The 18,447-nt window shown below is 45.1% G+C and carries 18 protein-coding genes; 9 read left to right on the top strand and 9 right to left on the bottom strand.

The window, feature by feature from the left end; translation table 11 throughout:
* Window positions 1-214 precede the first annotated feature (214 nt).
* The 9 genes from R7P74_RS01235 to R7P74_RS01195 all read right to left on the bottom strand — a co-directional run bounded on the left by R7P74_RS01235 (window position 215) and on the right by R7P74_RS01195 (window position 7,349).
* The gene (locus R7P74_RS01235; protein ID WP_005377824.1) at window positions 215-466 is read right to left on the bottom strand and encodes a TIGR03643 family protein; all 252 of its coding nucleotides are present in this window, start codon (window positions 464-466) and stop codon (window positions 215-217) included.
* Between the two features lie 98 nt (window positions 467-564).
* Window positions 565-1,065 (bottom strand): GNAT family N-acetyltransferase, encoded by a 501-nt coding sequence (locus R7P74_RS01230; protein ID WP_053306918.1) that lies wholly within the window; start codon window positions 1,063-1,065, stop codon window positions 565-567.
* A gap of 150 nt (window positions 1,066-1,215) precedes the next feature.
* Window positions 1,216-1,596, bottom strand: a complete 381-nt coding sequence (locus R7P74_RS01225) for a hypothetical protein (protein WP_138939935.1) — start codon at window positions 1,594-1,596, stop codon at window positions 1,216-1,218.
* Between the two features lie 153 nt (window positions 1,597-1,749).
* Window positions 1,750-2,154: a DUF1801 domain-containing protein gene (locus R7P74_RS01220; protein WP_017633973.1), complete on the bottom strand. Its 405-nt coding sequence runs from the start codon at window positions 2,152-2,154 to the stop codon at window positions 1,750-1,752.
* Between the two features lie 141 nt (window positions 2,155-2,295).
* Entirely contained in the window at window positions 2,296-2,628 is a 333-nt protein-coding gene (locus R7P74_RS01215) for a YnfA family protein (RefSeq protein ID WP_005377819.1), read from the bottom strand.
* Window positions 2,629-2,692: 64 nt separating this feature from the next.
* Window positions 2,693-3,160, bottom strand: a complete 468-nt coding sequence (locus R7P74_RS01210; protein ID WP_005385757.1) for an Sbal_3080 family lipoprotein — start codon at window positions 3,158-3,160, stop codon at window positions 2,693-2,695.
* A 418-nt stretch (window positions 3,161-3,578) separates the two neighbouring features.
* Window positions 3,579-4,262 carry a DUF4336 domain-containing protein gene (locus tag R7P74_RS01205; RefSeq protein WP_186584308.1) on the bottom strand — a complete coding sequence of 228 codons (684 nt, stop codon included), beginning with the start codon at window positions 4,260-4,262 and terminating at the stop codon, window positions 3,579-3,581.
* A 249-nt stretch (window positions 4,263-4,511) separates the two neighbouring features.
* Entirely contained in the window at window positions 4,512-5,987 is a 1,476-nt protein-coding gene (locus tag R7P74_RS01200; RefSeq protein ID WP_054576461.1) for a Na+/H+ antiporter NhaC family protein, read from the bottom strand.
* 18 nt (window positions 5,988-6,005) lie between these two features.
* Complete coding sequence (locus tag R7P74_RS01195) at window positions 6,006-7,349, bottom strand: glutamine synthetase family protein (RefSeq protein ID WP_318122564.1); 1,344 nt, start codon at window positions 7,347-7,349, stop codon at window positions 6,006-6,008.
* Between the two features lie 340 nt (window positions 7,350-7,689).
* Here R7P74_RS01195 and R7P74_RS01190 point away from each other — a divergent pair, with 340 nt between their 5' ends.
* The 9 genes from R7P74_RS01190 to R7P74_RS01150 all read left to right on the top strand — a co-directional run bounded on the left by R7P74_RS01190 (window position 7,690) and on the right by R7P74_RS01150 (window position 18,437).
* Window positions 7,690-8,436, top strand: coding sequence for a gamma-glutamyl-gamma-aminobutyrate hydrolase family protein (locus R7P74_RS01190; RefSeq protein WP_169628436.1), 747 nt, complete (start codon window positions 7,690-7,692; stop codon window positions 8,434-8,436).
* Window positions 8,437-8,454: 18 nt separating this feature from the next.
* Complete coding sequence (gene puuR, locus R7P74_RS01185; protein ID WP_005377813.1) at window positions 8,455-9,012, top strand: HTH-type transcriptional regulator PuuR; 558 nt, start codon at window positions 8,455-8,457, stop codon at window positions 9,010-9,012.
* A gap of 35 nt (window positions 9,013-9,047) precedes the next feature.
* The gene (locus R7P74_RS01180) at window positions 9,048-10,532 is read left to right on the top strand and encodes an aldehyde dehydrogenase (protein WP_318122561.1); all 1,485 of its coding nucleotides are present in this window, start codon (window positions 9,048-9,050) and stop codon (window positions 10,530-10,532) included.
* 37 nt (window positions 10,533-10,569) lie between these two features.
* Entirely contained in the window at window positions 10,570-11,847 is a 1,278-nt protein-coding gene (locus R7P74_RS01175; RefSeq protein WP_318122558.1) for an NAD(P)/FAD-dependent oxidoreductase, read from the top strand.
* 17 nt (window positions 11,848-11,864) lie between these two features.
* Entirely contained in the window at window positions 11,865-12,731 is an 867-nt protein-coding gene (gene aguB, locus R7P74_RS01170; RefSeq protein ID WP_318122555.1) for an N-carbamoylputrescine amidase, read from the top strand.
* Between the two features lie 12 nt (window positions 12,732-12,743).
* Window positions 12,744-13,826, top strand: coding sequence for an agmatine deiminase (gene aguA / locus R7P74_RS01165; RefSeq protein ID WP_042522530.1), 1,083 nt, complete (start codon window positions 12,744-12,746; stop codon window positions 13,824-13,826).
* Between the two features lie 54 nt (window positions 13,827-13,880).
* Window positions 13,881-15,308, top strand: coding sequence for an NAD-dependent succinate-semialdehyde dehydrogenase (locus R7P74_RS01160; RefSeq protein WP_053306912.1), 1,428 nt, complete (start codon window positions 13,881-13,883; stop codon window positions 15,306-15,308).
* A 14-nt stretch (window positions 15,309-15,322) separates the two neighbouring features.
* The gene (gabT, locus tag R7P74_RS01155; protein ID WP_054574099.1) at window positions 15,323-16,594 is read left to right on the top strand and encodes a 4-aminobutyrate--2-oxoglutarate transaminase; all 1,272 of its coding nucleotides are present in this window, start codon (window positions 15,323-15,325) and stop codon (window positions 16,592-16,594) included.
* Between the two features lie 520 nt (window positions 16,595-17,114).
* Window positions 17,115-18,437, top strand: coding sequence for an EAL domain-containing protein (locus tag R7P74_RS01150; protein ID WP_170897117.1), 1,323 nt, complete (start codon window positions 17,115-17,117; stop codon window positions 18,435-18,437).
* Window positions 18,438-18,447 lie beyond the last annotated feature (10 nt).

The raw sequence follows: 18,447 nt of genomic DNA, 5'->3' as shown, positions 1-18,447 counted from the left end.
CTTTTAGTGGGCGTTTTGTATCAATCTTTTCTGTGGAATCATTAGTTTGATGGCGACTGAGGACGTTAAGATGACTCCCATTGAATTTATTATCGCCCTGAAACACCTAGGTTGAATTAAGTGGTGACTATTCCCCTCCAATCATGAAGTTGGTTCAAAGGTAGGGCGATAAATGTTGCGATTCGTAATAAAAATTTATGCCAAGTGCAGTTCGCTATCGCGGCTTATATTGAGTTGGGCAATAACCTCTAATGATGTCTGAGTTTCGTAGCTTGTTGTGTTTTGTATTGCGCCCCGAAACCCTTTTACGCCACAATTTAAAGCTACTTGATTTGAGCCGGCTACGCATAAACTGAATCACGTCGGATTCATTCAAACCAAATTGAAATTCGATAGCCTCAAATGGGGTGCGGTCTTCCCATGCCATTTCTATTATTCTTGACTCAGTTTCCGAGGTCAGTTTCATTTCAAATAACCTATTTTAGAAAAGAGATTTCTACGACGGAAATTGAGTCTTGGTTCAAATGTTCTTATATGCGTGCTTAGTGTTTAGCGACTTAACACCTACAAAAACTTCTCAATGAGGACTTCGTCTACGTATTTCCCACGAACTTTTGCATGCTTCTTCGCGGTCCCTACGATTTCGAAGCCTTGTTTGAGATAGGCTGATAACGCTCGCTCATTATCGCCGCGAACGTACGCAAATAGTTTTTCGTAACCCTTTTGTTTGGCTACTTCGAATGTCGATTTGAAAAGCTGTTTAGACACACCTTGGCCACGAGCACCGTCACTAACAAACGTACCAATTATGCCAACATGGTCAAAAGCTTTTGTATATTGTGCAAATGGCTCGATATTTTGGAAACCTATGACTTGTGAGCTATTTTCGGATAAAGCGACTGTAAACACGCCCCGTTCTGGGAAATGAGTAATGAACTCTTTTTCTTCTTCAGGTGTGAAAGGCGTATCTAATACAGTGTATAAACCTTCAATAATGATGGGGTTGAGGACGTTTGTAATGCCTTCAGCATCACCTAAAGTTACCTGACGTACAATTAAATTCATGCCACTTAGCTCCTATTAAAATTAGGGCTGCTTTGTACATGAGTTGGAGACTTGCGGCAACAAGTAACGTCATTAAGTCGTAAAGAATATACCTATTACACTTAAACGGCGGTTAATAGTGCTGATTGTTACTTTAGTATTTCTGATATATCACTTTTTAAGTGACGGCTTAACTTCTACAGAATATTTCCACATCACGATCCCGTTTTCTACAAGATCATAACTCGCGCTTTGACCCTCGGAGTTGAGCACAAATACCGGCATTTCCATCCTTGACGTAGAGCCATCTTGGTTGCATGACATGGTAGCTTCAAGCTGTATACTATTTTTGCTCGGTTCTGAAAGGGTCCCTAAGTACGTGCAGCCGTCGACAAAACTGGTTTTGCTTTTTCCTTTAGAGGATATTTCAAAAGTCGGAAAAATGAATGTTGATTGAGGCTCTGTTACTACCACATTGACTTGATAGTTCGTCGCTGAAAAAGCATTGAAATGAGCTCCAAGCATAAGTAAGAACAAGATTTTTGATTTCATAAACTCTTCTTTATTTCGATATTACTAGTTTGGTTACGGCGCTATTAACGTGACCACTTAATCTAAAACTTTACTGCGGAAGCATTAAAAAGGATACAAAGGTAGAGTAGTTGAATATGGTTAATCGGCCGTAAATAGTTTTATTAAGCGATCTTACATACCTAAAAGAGGTAAGTTCTTTCGCTTTTGATAGGTTAATGCTAATTCTAAACAGGTCTTGATTGAAGCTTCTGGCAAAGGTGCTGATAAAGATAGAATTATTGCTCGATTACCCTGAAACTCAAGTGAGTCACTATACAGTTCGCGGAATGTGTCGACGAGCTTAGTTTGGCAATTAAAGAACAGATAATAACGACTAGGCGTTTTCTGTTTCCAATCCATCCTTACCGGGCTACCTGTTTTCACACTGTAGCTTGGCTCTCCCCATTTTAGAGATTCTTCAACTTCCCCCAGTTTTAATTCAGAAGCGATAGTTAAGACGATATTTCGTAGCTCTTCTATCCGAATACGCACATGTTTTGGATACTCATCAAATCTTGCCTTCACTGCATGGTTCATTAGTATCTCCTATAAATAGCGCTGTTTTGGGGTGAAGCCCAAGCGTACTTTGGCTATGTAGCAATTACGTCATAATGTTATTAATCAATAAATCTAGCACATAGCCAAAATACTAAGCGTAAGGGTTTCCCTCGGTTACGTTTAGGATGCTCTGGGTGAAAACATGATGATTGACATGCCAAGCATAGCGACAGAAACCCCCACTATGTCCCAGAGCGTTGGTCGAACGCCGTCGATACACCACAACCATAGAATTGCGACAAAAATATAGACACCACCGTAAGCGGCATAAACTCTGCCAGTTGCGGTAGGATGTAAAGATAGAAGCCAAGCAAACATAGCAAGGCATAGCGCTGCTGGTACCAAAAGCCAAACTGACTTATCTTCCTTTAACCAGAGATAAGGTAAGTAGCAGCCTAATATTTCTGCAATGGCGGTTATAAAGAAAAGCCCAATGGTTTTGACTTCAGTCACTTAAACATTCCTATCTTTCTCTACAAATATATGATGCTTGTTAAATGGGCAATTGTTCGGCTCATTACATTTCGCCCAGCTTAATCTTGGATTGAGCCTCACTCACGGTTTGTTTACCGAATAACAGATCCATCATCGAAATGATTCGTTTGTTGTCTTTACCCCATTTATCTGGATTCGCGCTGTTTGGTGCTTTAAATTCAACTTGTCCTACTTTTTCGTTATTTTTGTAGGCTTTGATCTGAGCATCAGCGATAAATGTTCTAAAATCCCAGCTCCAGCGTGATACGTAAGTAAGTGTTAGCTCAGAGCTAACAGGAGGCGTGCCGTCGCTTACGACTGTGCATTTATGGGCGGTATCCAAACACCAGTCTTGCATCGAATCTAAGAAAACATCTCGCGTGGCGTTGTCTTTTACGATGGTGATTTCCTTGCTCTGATTTTCTTTCGAGATTGTTTCTACCGTATACTTTGGTGCCGCACATGCAGCTAATAGAATAGGCAAGCTTAGAATGATGAGTTTTTTGTGCATCTTATGTCTCTTTTTTTTAAATTTATATATTCAAACAACTTCAAGATACTGAGTTCAACGAGAATAACTAACAAGCATGGCAACTGTTATTAACAAAACCTTTAGAGTAGAAGGGTTTGTTTCGGGAGTATGCCAATGTCTCGATGCAAAATAATTAGTAAGAGATTGCTATTGCGTTATGTTAACTCTTGAACTTATGTCCGTATCAATGTCCAGAATTCTTCGCATTGAAGTTTTTGAAGTGCAATTCTAACGGAATTTTAAATTGCTGCATAATGCTCAATTAAGAGGAATAGGGGAGCTTATCGTTAAACATAACGTGTAGTGCTGTAAATTCGTCCCTAAGACTAAGCTAAAAGGGCCTAATGTTTTAAAATAGCTTCTTGTCTATTCTGTTGTGTGAGTTTTCAATGTTGTCTCATACTAGCCACTTAAAAGAGCGCTGTAAGAACTCGTCTGCATTATCAAGGACGATTTCACCGTGAGCCATAACCAATATATTAGGTTTCCAAGACAGCAATTTATTTAAGTGTTTTCGAGCCTCTTGTTTGCTAAACATAAAACTTAGGCGCCAATCCAAAGGCATTTTTCCATTCGGAGCAAGAATACCGGCCCCTTTAGCCACAAACCGCTGCCAGTAGTTAAAGTCCTGGCCAGAAAAATTCTCGACGAGGTCAGTAACAATTAAGGTCTTTGAAAGTCGATGATAAAACACACACTCTTCCATTAATGGAGAGCCAGAAAATAGTTCTTGTTCAACCTCAGAGTTCCAAGCATTACCGCCTTGGTTAAGTGAAGCGTGAAAGTGTATATCACGGCACTTCTTAATGACTTCATCTGTGCCATAAACTTCTGCGCTAGGATAGGCAAATACCCATTCAGATAAGAACAAGTGGTGTAAATGATTAGGAGCGATTAAGTATTTCACTTGGCCTAGATTGTTGATTTGCTCTCTAATCGAATTTGATAACTTAATTGGACTATGAACCCAAAGGCCACCATCAGAAAGCCTAACAATAGTCATACGAGTGGTGTATGGGAGTCCTAAGAATTGGACGGGATCTCCGTCAAATATCCATATCTCATGGGCTAACTTTTTCATGTCTCTCCAACCGTTAACACTGTATTAAGGCGGCATTTTAGTTACTCAAAAGCTGCCTTGCTGCACAATAAACGCTTCGCTAAGCGTAAACCAAAAATATTAGGTTTACCAAACCCTTATTGAGTGCAGTTGTATATCTTTGAGTATTTTTATACTGAACGGGCGTAAAGTAGTTTTAAGAGGATCATTTGACTTGATAGAACAAAACCCCGCTATTTTTGAGCAGGGTTTTGCAATTAGATAAAGGGGCTAACCGATGATGAAGAAGAAAATCGCGGTTGCAACAATACCAATCAACGCATAAGGAAACTGTGTGGTTGCGTGTTGCATTGCTGTACAGCCTGAACCTTGTGCAGATAACACGGTTGAGTCACTAAAGAAACAAGAGTGGCTCCCTGCCGCTGATGCTGAAAGCAGCGCTGCAACGGTTAAGTGTAGAGGCACACCAAGCTGTTCGCCCAAAGGTAGAACAATTGGCATCGCTACTGCAAACGTTCCCCAAGACGATGCCGTTGCAAATACCAACGCGCCCGTAATCATAAAGATAATCGCAGGGAAGTAAGACGCTGACAGGTAAGGGCTGACGGTCTCAATGACATACTGCGTGACGCCCAATGAGTCGTTGACCGATTTCAACATGAAACCACCAATAACGGTCGCAAGCGGCAGTAGCATAACTTTAATGCCATCATAAACAGCTTCGAACATGTCGTTCATCGAGATCAGTTTTTGTGCGCCGTAAAAGCTAATAGTAAAGATTAACGCGACGAAAACACCAGCAAGTAGATCGATACCAAAATACCAACTTGCGGCAACAAGTACGATCATTGGTAACAAGAAGTTGACAAGGCCCATGGTTGGGTTGGTATGTGCAGATACATCGGGACCAAAGTCGACATCTGTTGCACCGTCTGGACGAACTTGACCATTCTTCGCACGCTTTTCTGCCTTTTTCATCGCGCCTAGATCTGGGACCTTTTCCATTGCAACCAGCAAAACAATCACCAGCGTTACCCAGCCGTAAGCCATGTATGGAATAGCTTCAATGTATGCTTTGATACCATCTCCCGCTTCTGCTACTCCGTTTGCTTCTAGCAAAGAACTGAAGAAAATTGCCCAAGTGGAAATTGGTACGAGGATACAGATAGGTGCGGCGGTTGAATCCACAAGATATGAGAGCTTTTCACGCGAGATTTGGTAGCCGTCCGTAACTTTTTTCATTGAGGAAGAAATTGCAATCGCATTCAAATAATCGTCGATAAAGATCAGAATACCTAACGCAAAGGTCATCAGCATCGATTGCTTACGGCTTTTTACTTTCGTGACCAGCATGTCGGAGAAGCTTAAGATACTGCCGCCTTTCTCCAAAATAGCAATTAGGCCGCCCATCAAACCACAAACGAGGATGATCCAGGCGATAGTTTCATCCATCATTACACTCATGGAAATATCAACAATCTGTTCCACCGCTTCAGTTGGGTTAAGCAGAAGAACACCGGCAATAGCGCCGCTAAAGAGGGCTTCCACAGTTCGGTGTGTTGTCAGCGCAAAGACCAATACCAACGCCGTTGGTAAAAGACTCATCCATCCGTAGGCTTCGCCTTCCTCATGGTTCAAACCGATTGTGGTAAAAAAGACAAACGTCGCAACCGAGATTAAAGAAACAATAATGTGTTGAGAGTTGATTTTAAGAGGCGCATCCAGCGCCTTGGTCTGCGTAGTCATAAAGTTCATTTCCTTTGTTTATGCCGAGTGCAACATCCAGTCGATTTCCAATGGAGTAATCGCTCGCTCAAATTCTGCGAGTTCACTCTGTTTGCAAGCTAGATACAAATCGATAAAGTCTCTTGAGATGTATTGAGCTAGCTCACTGTGCTCCAGTCGCTCTAGAGCTTCTGACATACGCAGAGGTAACTCAATTGCATCATCACTGAGAGTCGGTGGACATTGATCTTTGGTGTAGCTTTCACTCGCTAATACTGCGGAAAGTACTACTGCAGCGAGAATGTATGGGTTAACGTCAGCGCCTGCTATACGATGCTCTATACGGCGATTTTTGCTATCGCTGATAGGCACACGCAACGCAACACCGCGGTGGTTTTCTCCCCAATCGGCTTTGGTTGGGACGTAAGCGCCAGTAACAAAGCGACGGTAAGAGTTAACGTTAGGACAGATTAGGGCCATGGCATCGGATGTTTGTGACAGCATCGCTGCCATGGTTTGATAGAAGAAGGCGCTCGCTTGACCGTCTGATTGGCTAAAGTGGTTGTTACCATCTGTATCAACCAAGCTGAGATGAATGTGCATGCCATTACCCGCTTGCTCACTAAAAGGTTTCGCCATAAATGTGGCGTCAAATCCGTGCTGATGAGCGACCTGGCGAATCAAGCGTTTTGCGATGATGATTTCATCACATGCTCGAAGTACATCTTTAGAATGGTTGAAGTTGATTTCGAACTGCCCTGGTGCCGATTCAGATAGGGCTCCGGAAGTGTTTAAACCTTGTTCTAATGCAATTCGATTAAGGTCGGCCAAGAAATCAGCGTAGTCATCTAGTCCATCAAGGTCGTAAACCTCGGTATCTTTTTCTCGAGTTTTTTTTGTGGGGTTAATTGCCGTTAATGGTTCGCCATTTTCGCCGCGGGTTTTGTCTATTAAATAGAACTCCAGCTCGAGCGCGACACAAGGATATTGGTCTTTAGCATGCAGTGTTTGCAATATAGAAGCGAGAATGTTTCGGATGAACAGTGGGTTAGGGTGCTGCCCGGTTTCATCCATCATACTAAGCAGTAGCTGACCAACTTGTTCTTTTGCCGTCGGCATTAAGGTGCCGCTGATTGGATAGCAGAGATTATCTGGTTCTCCGAGATCTTCTCCCAACCCGGCCGTTTCAACGACGTTACCTTTGGTATCTAGGGTGATGGTCGAAAGGGGGAGGGCAACACCTTTATTCAGTTTTTCTAGAGCATCTATCGGGATGCGTTTTCCTCTTGGGGTGGCATTTATATCGGTAAAGATGAGATCGATAAATTCAATATCGGGCCATTTTTGTTTAAAATTTTGTACTTCCTGTAGATACGATTCCATTTTCTTCTCCAAATAGCCTGACGAGTAGAAATTAGAAATAACCAAATTAACAAATAAATTACAGTACTCTGAGCGAGTTGTTTGTTTTTTAGGTTATTTTTAATTTAAACATGCACTTAAACTGTGTTTTTGATGTTTAACGGCTGGTTCTTATGTCTTTCTGTTAACTATTTTGTAACAGTTGGTTTTGTTTTGTTCAATATAATGAGCATAAATATTCAGTTTTGAAGCCTAAAAAGTGCGTCAGATCACGTTGTGACGATAATAATGGTCATCTGTGTTGATAATTTTGTACATGGTTTGTAGGGTTTGTGTTAAATAAATTGAACATGGACATATCATGGCAGATACACACAAACCCATCATTGGTGTGGTTAGCTGCGCTAAAGAGTTGGGTGGCTATCAGATACAAGCGGTCAACGACTTTTACCTTCGCGCCATAAAGGATTTTGGAGGGCTACCGATTATGTTGGCTCCCGACATGTCGGGCAATGACGTAACCACCATCCTAGACATATGTGATGGTTTTCTTTTTCCTGGCAGCCACTCTAACGTTGCGCCACATCGATACAATGCAACGCACGAAGAGAGCTACAAAGATGAAGCTCGTGATGAGCTCTCATTCACGTTAATTCGTCATGCGGTTGACCAAAACATTCCGTGCCTTGGTATTTGCCGTGGCTTTCAAGAGATGAATGTCGCACTCGGTGGCTCGTTAAACCCAGCCGTTCATGACTCCGGCTTCAATGACCATCGTGAAGCGCCTGTTGAAGATTTCGAACAAAAATACGCGCCAGCACACGCTGTGCTAGTTCAAAAACAGAGCTTATTTGAACAATGGCTGGTGCAAAATCATTGGGAAAACACCACCTTCTTTGAAGTGAACACACTACACAACCAAGGCGTCGATCAGCTTGCTCCTCTCTTACAAGTAGAAGCTAAAGCCCCGGATGGCTTGGTAGAAGCATTTAGTCTTCCTAATCAAAAATTTTTCGTTGGCGTGCAGTGGCACCCAGAATGGGAAGCAAAAACCAATCATTTCTCTCAAATTTTGTTCAATGAATTTATGATGGCTACCTCTCGTTAAACGTTTGGAGCTGTATGAATGGACAATCAAGAGATTGGTAAAAATATTGTTCAGTTACGAAAAAAACATGGATTGTCACAAAGGGAACTAGCCGAGCGCGCTGGTATTACCCACAGTGCAATCTCATCCATTGAAAATGGCAAAGTGAGCCCGTCGGTCAGCTCACTACAAAAAATCGTTAATGTATTTTCTTTATCGTTATCAGAGTTTTTCACTTTTGAACAACCTTCGAACGATGAAGTGAAAGTAGTCATCAAGCCGTCAGATCTTGTGGAAATCGGGAGCGAGACGGTGTCCATGAAACTGGTAACGAATGGCGACAAAGATCAAGTCATCGGATTCTTGATCGAGGAATACGCACCTTATGGAACCACTGGTGCGGCAGAAATCAAACACGAAGGCGAAGAGATTGGCACCGTATTAGAGGGTGAAATCACTCTGGAATATAAAGGGCAATCTCATGTCATAACAGCGGGCGAGTCGTACATTATTGATACGACGAAGCCCCATCGATTTACAAATCACACAGACAAGGCTTGTCGAATGATAAGTGCGCATACGCCAACCACATTTTAGTGGGGGCTTGCCTTGTGTGACCACAAGGAGAGCGTATGAAAACCCAAGAGCAATGGATTGAACTAAAAAACAATCTAAACATCGAAAACAGGGCGTACATTAACGGTGAATACAGTGCCGCTTTAACAGGGCAAACCATCCCGGTAGTTAACCCAGCAACAGATGAAATATTCACCGAAATCGCCCGTTGCCAAAATGAAGATGTTGATCTCGCGGTTTCATACGCTCGCCAAGCATTTCAATCCGGTCAGTGGAGCGAGAGCAGCCCAGCTCATCGCAAAGCAGTGCTTAAACAGTTTGCTGACTTGATTGATCAAAACCAAGAAGAATTGGCTCTGCTAGAAACGCTTGATACCGGTAAGCCTATCTCTCACAGCTTCTCTACCGATATCCCTGGTGCGGCGAGTGCATTACGCTGGTACGCAGAAGCAATCGACAAAGTATACGGCGAAGTTGCCCCAACCGAAAAAGATGTACACGCTTTTATTTCTCATCAACCAATTGGTGTGGTTGCTGCGGTTGTACCGTGGAACTTCCCCCTTTGGCTTGCGTGCTGGAAGCTTGGTCCTGCTTTAGCCGCTGGTAACAGCGTGATTCTAAAACCGTCAGAAAAATCTTCTCTCACCGCGATATTTCTAGGTCAACTTGCTTCTCAAGCGGGCTTACCAACAGGCGTTTTCCAAGTCGTGACGGGTTTTGGTCATGAAGCTGGCGACGCGCTGGCGAAACACCAAGACGTAGACTGCATCGCCTTCACAGGCTCGACGCGCATTGCAGGCCAACTGATGGTCAGCTCGGGTGAGAGCAACCTAAAGCGCGTGTTTGCAGAAGCGGGCGGCAAGAACGCGAACATCGTGTTTGAAGATTGTGATGATTTAGACCGCGCAGCAGCAGAAACCGCCGCAGGGTGTTTCTACAACCAAGGTGAGGTGTGCGTCGCGGCAACCCGCCTGCTTGTTCACGAAAGCATCAAAGATCAGTTCTTAGAAAAAGTTATTCAAGCGTCGAAAGCGTTCACGCCAAAAGACCCAATGGACCCAAGTTCATCCATGGGTGCACTCATCGACCAAGATCATAAATCAAAAGTATTGGAATACATCTCGTTAGGTGAATCAGAAGGTGCAAACGTACGTTGTGGCGGCGATGTCGATGGGCAGGGCGCATTTGTTTCCCCAACCATTTTAGACAACGTCGACAACAAGATGCGTGTCGCCCAAGAGGAAATTTTTGGTCCGGTGCTGTGTGTCATTCCATTCAAAGACGAAGCGCAAGCAATTGAGATTGCCAACGACTCGAAGTACGGCTTAGGCGCGGCACTCTGGAGTAGCAATATCAACCGCGTTCATCGCGTAGCAAAACGACTGCAAGCCGGCTCGGTTTGGGTCAACAACTACAACGAAGGTGATATGACGGTTCCATTTGGTGGATTCAAAATGAGCGGAAACGGTCGAGACAAGTCTCTCCACGCGATTGAAAAATTCACCGAAACCAAAACCACTTGGATTCGTCTCTATCCTTAAGCCTGCTGACGATTACGACAAATAAAGGAATAGTTCTATGAACAAGCATACGGATTCGTTCTACGCGCACTCTGTGCCAAACATGCCGGAATACCCACAGTTGCAAAACGACATCGAGTGCGATGTGTGTGTAGTCGGTGCGGGATTTTCTGGTCTTTCTTCTGCACTACACCTTGCAGAAAAAGGTTTTAAAGTCGTTGTGCTAGAAAGCGCAAAAGTGGGCTTTGGAGCAACTGGTCGTAACGGTGGCCAAATCGTTAACAGCTACAGCCGAGATGTTGACGTGATTGAAAGCCGTTACGACCAAAACCAAGCCAAAGCTCTGTGCGATATGATTTTTGAAGGCGGCGATATCATCCGTGGCCTGATTGACAAATACGACATCAACTGTGATTACAAGCAAGGCGGCTTGTTCACGGCACTGAACAGTAAACAACTCAAAGGGCTAGAAGAACATAAGAAGAACTGGGAGCGTTACGGCAACGACCAACTGACTCTGCTTGACGCAGGAGAGGTAGAACAAGCGGTAGGCACTAAAGTATACACTGGCGGCTTACTGGATATGCGCGGTGGTCACATTCACCCGCTTAAACTGGCATTGGGTGAAGCTGCTGCGTTTACGTCTCTAGGCGGTCAAATCTTTGAGCAGTCGGCGGTCGTGTCGATTGACAAAGGCGTTAACCCAGTAGTGAAAACAGCGCAAGGCAGCGTGAAAAGCAAGTACGTGGTATTGGCGGGTAACGCCTACCTTGGTGGTTTGGCACCAAACATCAGCAACAAAGCGATTCCGTGTGGCACACAAGTGGTGGCGACTCAGCCTTTGAGTGATGAGCAGTTAAAACAAGTGCTAACCAGTGACTACTGCGTTGAAGACTGTAACTACTTGCTTGACTACTTTCGCTTAACCGCCGACAAGCGTTTGTTGTTCGGAGGTGGCGTGGTTTACGGTGCACGTGACCCAGAAAACATCGAAGCACTGATCCGTCCGAAGATGGAGAAAGTCTTCCCACAATTGAAAGGCATCAAGATTGATTACACCTGGACGGGTAACTTCTTGCTGACTTACTCACGCATGCCACAATTTGGCTCGTTTGCAGACAACATTTACTACCTACAAGGCTACAGCGGTCACGGTGTCACGTGTACTCACCTAGCAGGTAAGTTGTTGGCTGAAACCTTGACTGGACACGCAGAACGCTTTGACGCGTTTGCTGCACTGAAACATTACTCCTTCCCGGGGGGCCGCCACTTCCAAATTCCGTTTACGGCAATGGGCGCGGCTTACTACAACCTACGTGACAAACTGGCGATTTAAGAGATAAGGAATATCCAATGAGCAAAGTAGTGAAATTTGCAGCCCTTCAACTGACGAAAAGCTGGGATCTGGAAGAAAATCTAGCTAAAGCCAAAAAGGCGATTCGTGAAGCAGCACAAAACGGTGCGAACGTGATTCTTCCTCAAGAGCTGTTCGCCGCGCCTTACTTCTGCAAAAAACAAGAAGCGAAGTATTTCGAGCTTGCAGAAGAGACTGCAAATAGCCACCTTATTCAGGAAATGAGCGCACTGGCGAAAGAACTCGGCGTGGTTATTCCTGTTAGCTACTTTGAAAAAGCGGGCAACACGTTTTTTAACTCGCTAGTGATGATAGATGCCGATGGCATGGTACTAGATAACTACCGCAAGTCACACATTCCTGACGGTCCGGGCTACAGTGAAAAGTACTACTTTAGCCCTGGCGATACCGGTTTCAAAGTGTGGCAAACCAAGTTCGGTAAGTTCGGTGCTGGCATTTGCTGGGATCAATGGTTTCCAGAGCTTGCGCGCAGCTTGGCTCTGCACGGCGCGGAAGCGATTTTCTATCCAACTGCAATCGGTTCTGAGCCTCAAGATCCAACACTGGACTCGCGTGATCACTGGCAACGTACAATGCAAGGTCACTCGGCAGCAAACCTCGTTCCAGTGATTGCGTCAAACCGAGTTGGTACTGAGGTCGATGATGGTATCGAGACCACGTTCTACGGCTCTTCTTTTATCACTGACCACACTGGTGCAAAAATTGCCGAAGCACCACGTGAAGGTGAAACCATCATTTACGCAGAAATCGATCTCGCTGCGATAGCGAAAGCGCGTTATGCGTGGGGCTTGTTCCGCGACCGTCGTCCAGACCTTTACACCAGCGTTGGCAAGTTAGCTGTTTAAAGAGGCGTTAGTATGAAGTTATCGACAACACCAGCGCAAGATGGCTTCTATTTTCCGGCTGAGTTTCAGCCGGTTAGTGAAGTTTGGCTAGCGTGGCCAGAAAGGAAAGACAATTGGCGTGATGACGCATTACCCGCGCAAGAAACCTTTGCCAGAATCGCGAACTTAATCGCGGAAGTGACCAAAGTGTGTGTGGCGGTGTGCTCGCACAACTTTGACCGAGCGCGTCAAATGCTTCACTCAGATGTACGTTTGGTGGAAATCCCATTTAACGATGCGTGGATGCGAGACATCGGGCCGACCGTGCTTGTTAACCAAGCGGGCGAGCGCCGTGGGATTAGTTGGCAATTTAACGCGTGGGGCGGCGAATACAACGGGCTTTACGATAACTGGCAACAGGACGATCTTGTCGCTGGCTCGGTGTGCGACATCATCGGTATAGATTATTACCGCGCACCGTTTGTACTTGAAGGTGGGGCGATTCACACCGATGGTGAAGGTACGCTTTACACCACAGAAGAGTGCTTACTCAGTCCGGGGCGAAATCCGCAATTGAGTAAAGCGCAAATCGAAGAGCAGTTAAAGGCGTATCTCGGTATCGAAAAAGTCATTTGGTTGCCAAATGGTTTATTCAATGACGAAACAGACGGCCATATCGACAACCTGATGCACGTTATCGCACCGGGTAAAGTGGTACTAAGTTGGACCGACGACCCAAGCGATCCGCAATACGCGTTGTCTCGTCAAGCGGAACAAGTACTGAAATCTCAGCACGATGCGAGAGGGCGCGAGATTGAAATTGTCCGTTTGCCATTACCGGGTCCGTTGCATTACAGCGAGCGCGAAGCCAATGGCATTGACGCCAGTTCAGGAATGAGTCGACAAGCTGGCGAACGCCTAAGTGCCTCTTATGCGAACTTTCTTATCGTCAACGAGCATGTGTTCTTGCCGATGCTGGACGAAGAGACCGACGCTATGGCGATCGATATTTTGCAAAACGCGATGCCGGAGTACCAAATCATCGCGATACCGTCGAGAGAGGTTTTACTTGGCGGAGGGAACATTCACTGCATTACGCAGCAGATCCCTGCTTAAACATAAACTCGCCGCTAGCTTAGCGGCGATGATGAGTTGTCAAAAGGAATGACCATGCAACAGATACAAAACCAAACCCTTGTTTCGTTTATGGTAGCGAACCCACAACAGGGCATTGCAGTGACTAATCCGGCGACCGGAGAACTCCTCGGGTACGCACCAGTCTCAACCGAAAACGACATTTTAAATGGCATTGAACGCGCCAGTGTGGCGCAGAAAGAATGGGCGGCACTGCCAGCAAAAATGCGTGCTGGCATGCTCAATCGTTGGTTCCAACTCCTGTTAGAAAACAAAGCCGACCTTGGCCGCTTAATGACGTTAGAGCAAGGTAAGCCGCTGGCTGAAGCTCAAGGTGAAGTGCTTTACGGCGCGAGCTTTATCGAATGGTTTGCTGAAGAAGCGAAACGTACCTACGGTGAGACGATTCCTGCCCCAAGTGCGGACAAGCGTTTGGTGACCATCAAACAGCCAATTGGTGTCGCCTGTGCGATTACACCGTGGAACTTCCCAATTGCGATGATCACGCGCAAAGCAGGGCCAGCTTTAGCGGCCGGTTGTAGCTTTGTCGTAAAACCATCTGAATCTACGCCGCTGTCTGCGTTTGCGGTCGCAGAGCTTGCCTATCAAGCGGGTATCCCTCGCGATGTGCTGCAAGTGGTTCTGGGTGAAAATTCACGTCAGGTAGGCGCTATTTTCACTTCGCATCCGTTGATTCGTAAGTTGTCTTTCACTGGCTCTACCCAAGTTGGTAGTGTGCTGATGCAGCAAAGCGCGGCGGACATCAAACGTACCTCAATGGAGCTCGGTGGCAACGCGCCATTTATCGTATTCGATGATGCGGATATTGATGCAGCTGTGGCAGGCGCGATGGCGTCGAAATTCCGTAACGCAGGTCAAACGTGTGTTTGTGCGAACCGTTTCTATGTACACAGCAAAGTGTATGACGAATTCGTTGCTAAGTTTGACGCTGCGGTTCAGCAGCTCAAAGTTGGTAACGGATTGGAAGAGGGGGTCAACATTGGTCCAGTGATCAGCGAGTCAGCGAAGCAAGGCATTCAGACGCTTATTGATGGTGCTATCGAGCAAGGCGCGAAGCCGGTTTCAGAGCTTAAAAAGCTCGATGGTCTATTTATGCAGCCAGTGGTTCTCAAAGACGTTACTCACGACATGAAGATTGTTTCCGAGGAAATCTTTGGCCCTGTCGCGCCAGTGATTCGTTTTGACAGCGACGAACAGCTAGTCGAAATGGCGAACGACACCATCTACGGTCTCGCGTCGTACTTCTACAGCCAAAACATTCACCGTGTTTGGAAAATCGCAGAAGCGCTCGAATACGGCATGGTCGGCATTAACGAAGGTATGATCTCTACTGAAGTGGCTCCTTTCGGTGGTGTTAAGCAGTCCGGTATCGGACGTGAAGGAGCAAAACAAGGTATCGATGAATACATGGACGTGAAATATCTCTGCTTTGGCGGCAACTAATTAAGGACAAAACAATGACAAACCAACAACTACACGAAAGAAGAAGCCAAGTTATCGCTCAAGGCATGGGCGCACTGTACCCACTTTACGTCGAGAAAGCAGAAAACGCTTACGTATGGGATATCGAAGGCAACAAATACATCGACTTTGCAGCGGGTATCGCGGTGACTAACACCGGGCATTCTCACAAACGTATCAGTGAAGCGGTAAAAGCTCAGTTGGACAACTTCTCGCACACGTGTGCGATGGTTACGCCATACGCGTCATTCGTAGAGCTGGCTGAAAAGCTGACAGAACTTGCACCAGGTGAGACTAAGAAGAAAGCGATCTTTCTAACCACTGGCGCCGAGGCGGTCGAAAATGCCGTAAAAGTGGCACGCGCTCATACAGGCCGTAGCGGCGTGATAGCGTTTAAAGGCGGCTTTCACGGTCGCACAAATATGACGATGGGGTTAACTGGTAAAGTTGCGCCGTACAAAGCGGGCTTTGGTCCTTTCCCGAACGAAATCTACCACGCGCCGTACCCAAATGCGTTCCACGGCATCAGCGTTGAGCAAAGCTTACAAGCGATCGACGATCTATTTGCTTGCGATATTGAACCTTCACGCGTTGCGGCGATTATCTTCGAGCCAGTGCAAGGCGAGGGCGGCTTCTACAAAGCACCTGAAGCGTTTGCACAAGGCTTGCGTCAGCTGTGTGATAAGCACGGTATCATGCTGATTGCCGATGAAATCCAAACAGGGTTTGCTCGTACCGGTAAAATGTTTGCAACAGAGTATCTAGGCATTGAACCTGACCTAATGACAATGGCGAAAGGCATTGCTGGTGGTTTCCCAATCTCAGCGGTAGTTGGGAAAGCGGATGTGATGGACTCTGCACTACCCGGTGGTTTAGGTGGCACTTATGCGGGCTCGCCACTTGGTTGTGTTGCAGGTCTTGAAGTGCTGAAAATCATCGAAGAAGAAGACTTGTGTGCTAAAGCAATGGGCATCGGTGAAGTGGTCAATGTTCGTATGACGAAACTGCAACAATCAGTGCCTGCTATCGGTGAAATCCGTACCACGGGTGCAATGATGGCGATTGAGTTTACTGACCCAGAATCAGGCAAACCACTGCAAGAGATGACCAAAGCGGTGATTTCTAAAGCGCAAGAAAATGGTCTTATCCTGCTTTCTTGTGGAGTAAAAGCGAACGTGATTCGTCTGTTACCTCCATTGACCATCGAATCTGACGTGCTAAATGAAGGCCTAGATAAGTTGGAAAAAGTGATTCTTGAAGTGGCGTAATTCACGCACTTTTAAATAGCAATAACAAATCAAGGAAGCGGTTGGCATCAATCGTTTCCTTTTTATTTTTTTAACGTATCTGCTGCCTATCTAAAAAGTATTGCTCAAGCTCCAAGTTGTCACTCTTATTACGGATGACTTAACAGTTGGGCTCGTTCTTACTTTCCACTTAGTCGCTACTTTGTTCTCCTCGAATGTGGTTTGGTGCTCACATTCTAAATCCCGACATCTGAAAGCCACTTGAGTCTATAATTTTATTGAGCGTCATTCCTCACTTTTTGGACTATAGAAATGAGATAGTATTCATATCCCACTTAGGTTGCTTGACAGATTAGCAGGACGAACTTTGATAACAAAGAATACAAAGTATGCCATTTTACTCGGCTTAGTTCCCATCGCCATATTTGTAGTGGCCTTTCATTCGATAACCAACTTTTACGTCAACTCGGTAAAAGCGTCGAAAATAGATGCTTACGTAGATTATTTAAATCAAAGGTCTGCCTATTTGGACGGAGCAATAGTGAAGCAGATTGCTCAGTTAGATTTTACTTGTAGTGATAGTGATGTAAGAACTTTACGCGACCCACGTTTTTATAACCGTTACATTCGTTTTATTGCGATGACCACAGAAGGCGGAAAAACGTGTTCCACGGTTGGTAGTGAAGTGTCTCGCCCATCTAGTAGTGAACGATTTCAGATGGATGAAAACTTTTTCGCATCACTTATTTTGCCGCAACAGAATGACCAAATAGAGTGGATGGTCATTTATGATAATGAACACGTTGAAGTCTTCTGGGTACTTGATAACAGTTGGGTTAACGAGGTAATAAAAACGCCTTGCAAAGACTGCCTATTTGTAGAGTTTAAGTATGATGAACCAATATTTGGTGATTTAACGATAAGCCGTGGCAAAGCGAATATTGCAGGAGAAGAAAACGCACTCTCAAAAGAGTTTTTCTTTTCAGGAGAGTCTCAAGCCAACATGCTCATCAAGATATACAGCGGTGAAAAACTTAAAAATTATGCTCAGGAAAGAGTACTTTTGTGGGGCGGTCTTGTAAGTGTGCTTGCAGGTCTTGTGACTGCCTTTGCATACATATCTGGTAAAAGCTTGAGAAAATCCATTACAGGTCTAATTGAAAATGGGATTAGTAATGCAGAATTTATTCCTTACTACCAGGCGATTGTCGATAGTCGCGATGGTAAGACAGTAGGATATGAAGCTCTGATTCGATGGTCGCGACGTGATGGAATGGTGCCACCAAATATGTTTATTGGTGCTGCAGAAGAAAGTGGCCTGATTATTCCGATGACGAATCAGCTTATTCGTAAAATCATACAAGACTTAAGTGACTTACCCGAGCATACGTGGGTCAGTATCAATATTGTTTCCTCCCATTTAGAGTCAGGTGTATTAACGAAGTTGCTGTCGGAGTTAAATTGGCCAATCTCGAATAGAATTCATTTTGAATTGACCGAGAGAATACCAGTAAAAGACACTGAGGCCGCGAAAAAAGAGATTTTGTATTTAACGAATAAAGGCTACAAGTTCAAAATTGACGATTTTGGTACCGGATATGGTGGCTTTTCTTACCTACAAGATTTGGGCATCCGGTGTGTAAAAGTGGATAAGATGTTCATTGATCCAATAGGATCTGACGACCAAAAGTTGAAAGTGCTGGACTCAATTGTGTCTGCAGCGAACAAAGCGGAATGTGAGATGATTGCAGAAGGTGTAGAGAGCCAGGCTCAAGTCGAATACCTGGCTCAGCATGCGATTTACCTTATTCAAGGTTATGTTTACGCTAAACCAGAGCCCCTGACTAACCTTGCAAGCGCTTAACAGCCATAAC

The sequence above is a fragment of the Vibrio sp. 2033 genome (assembly GCF_033339735.1).
Note: the sequence above shows the minus strand (reverse complement) of the source record. Positions and strands in the feature narration are given on the sequence as shown.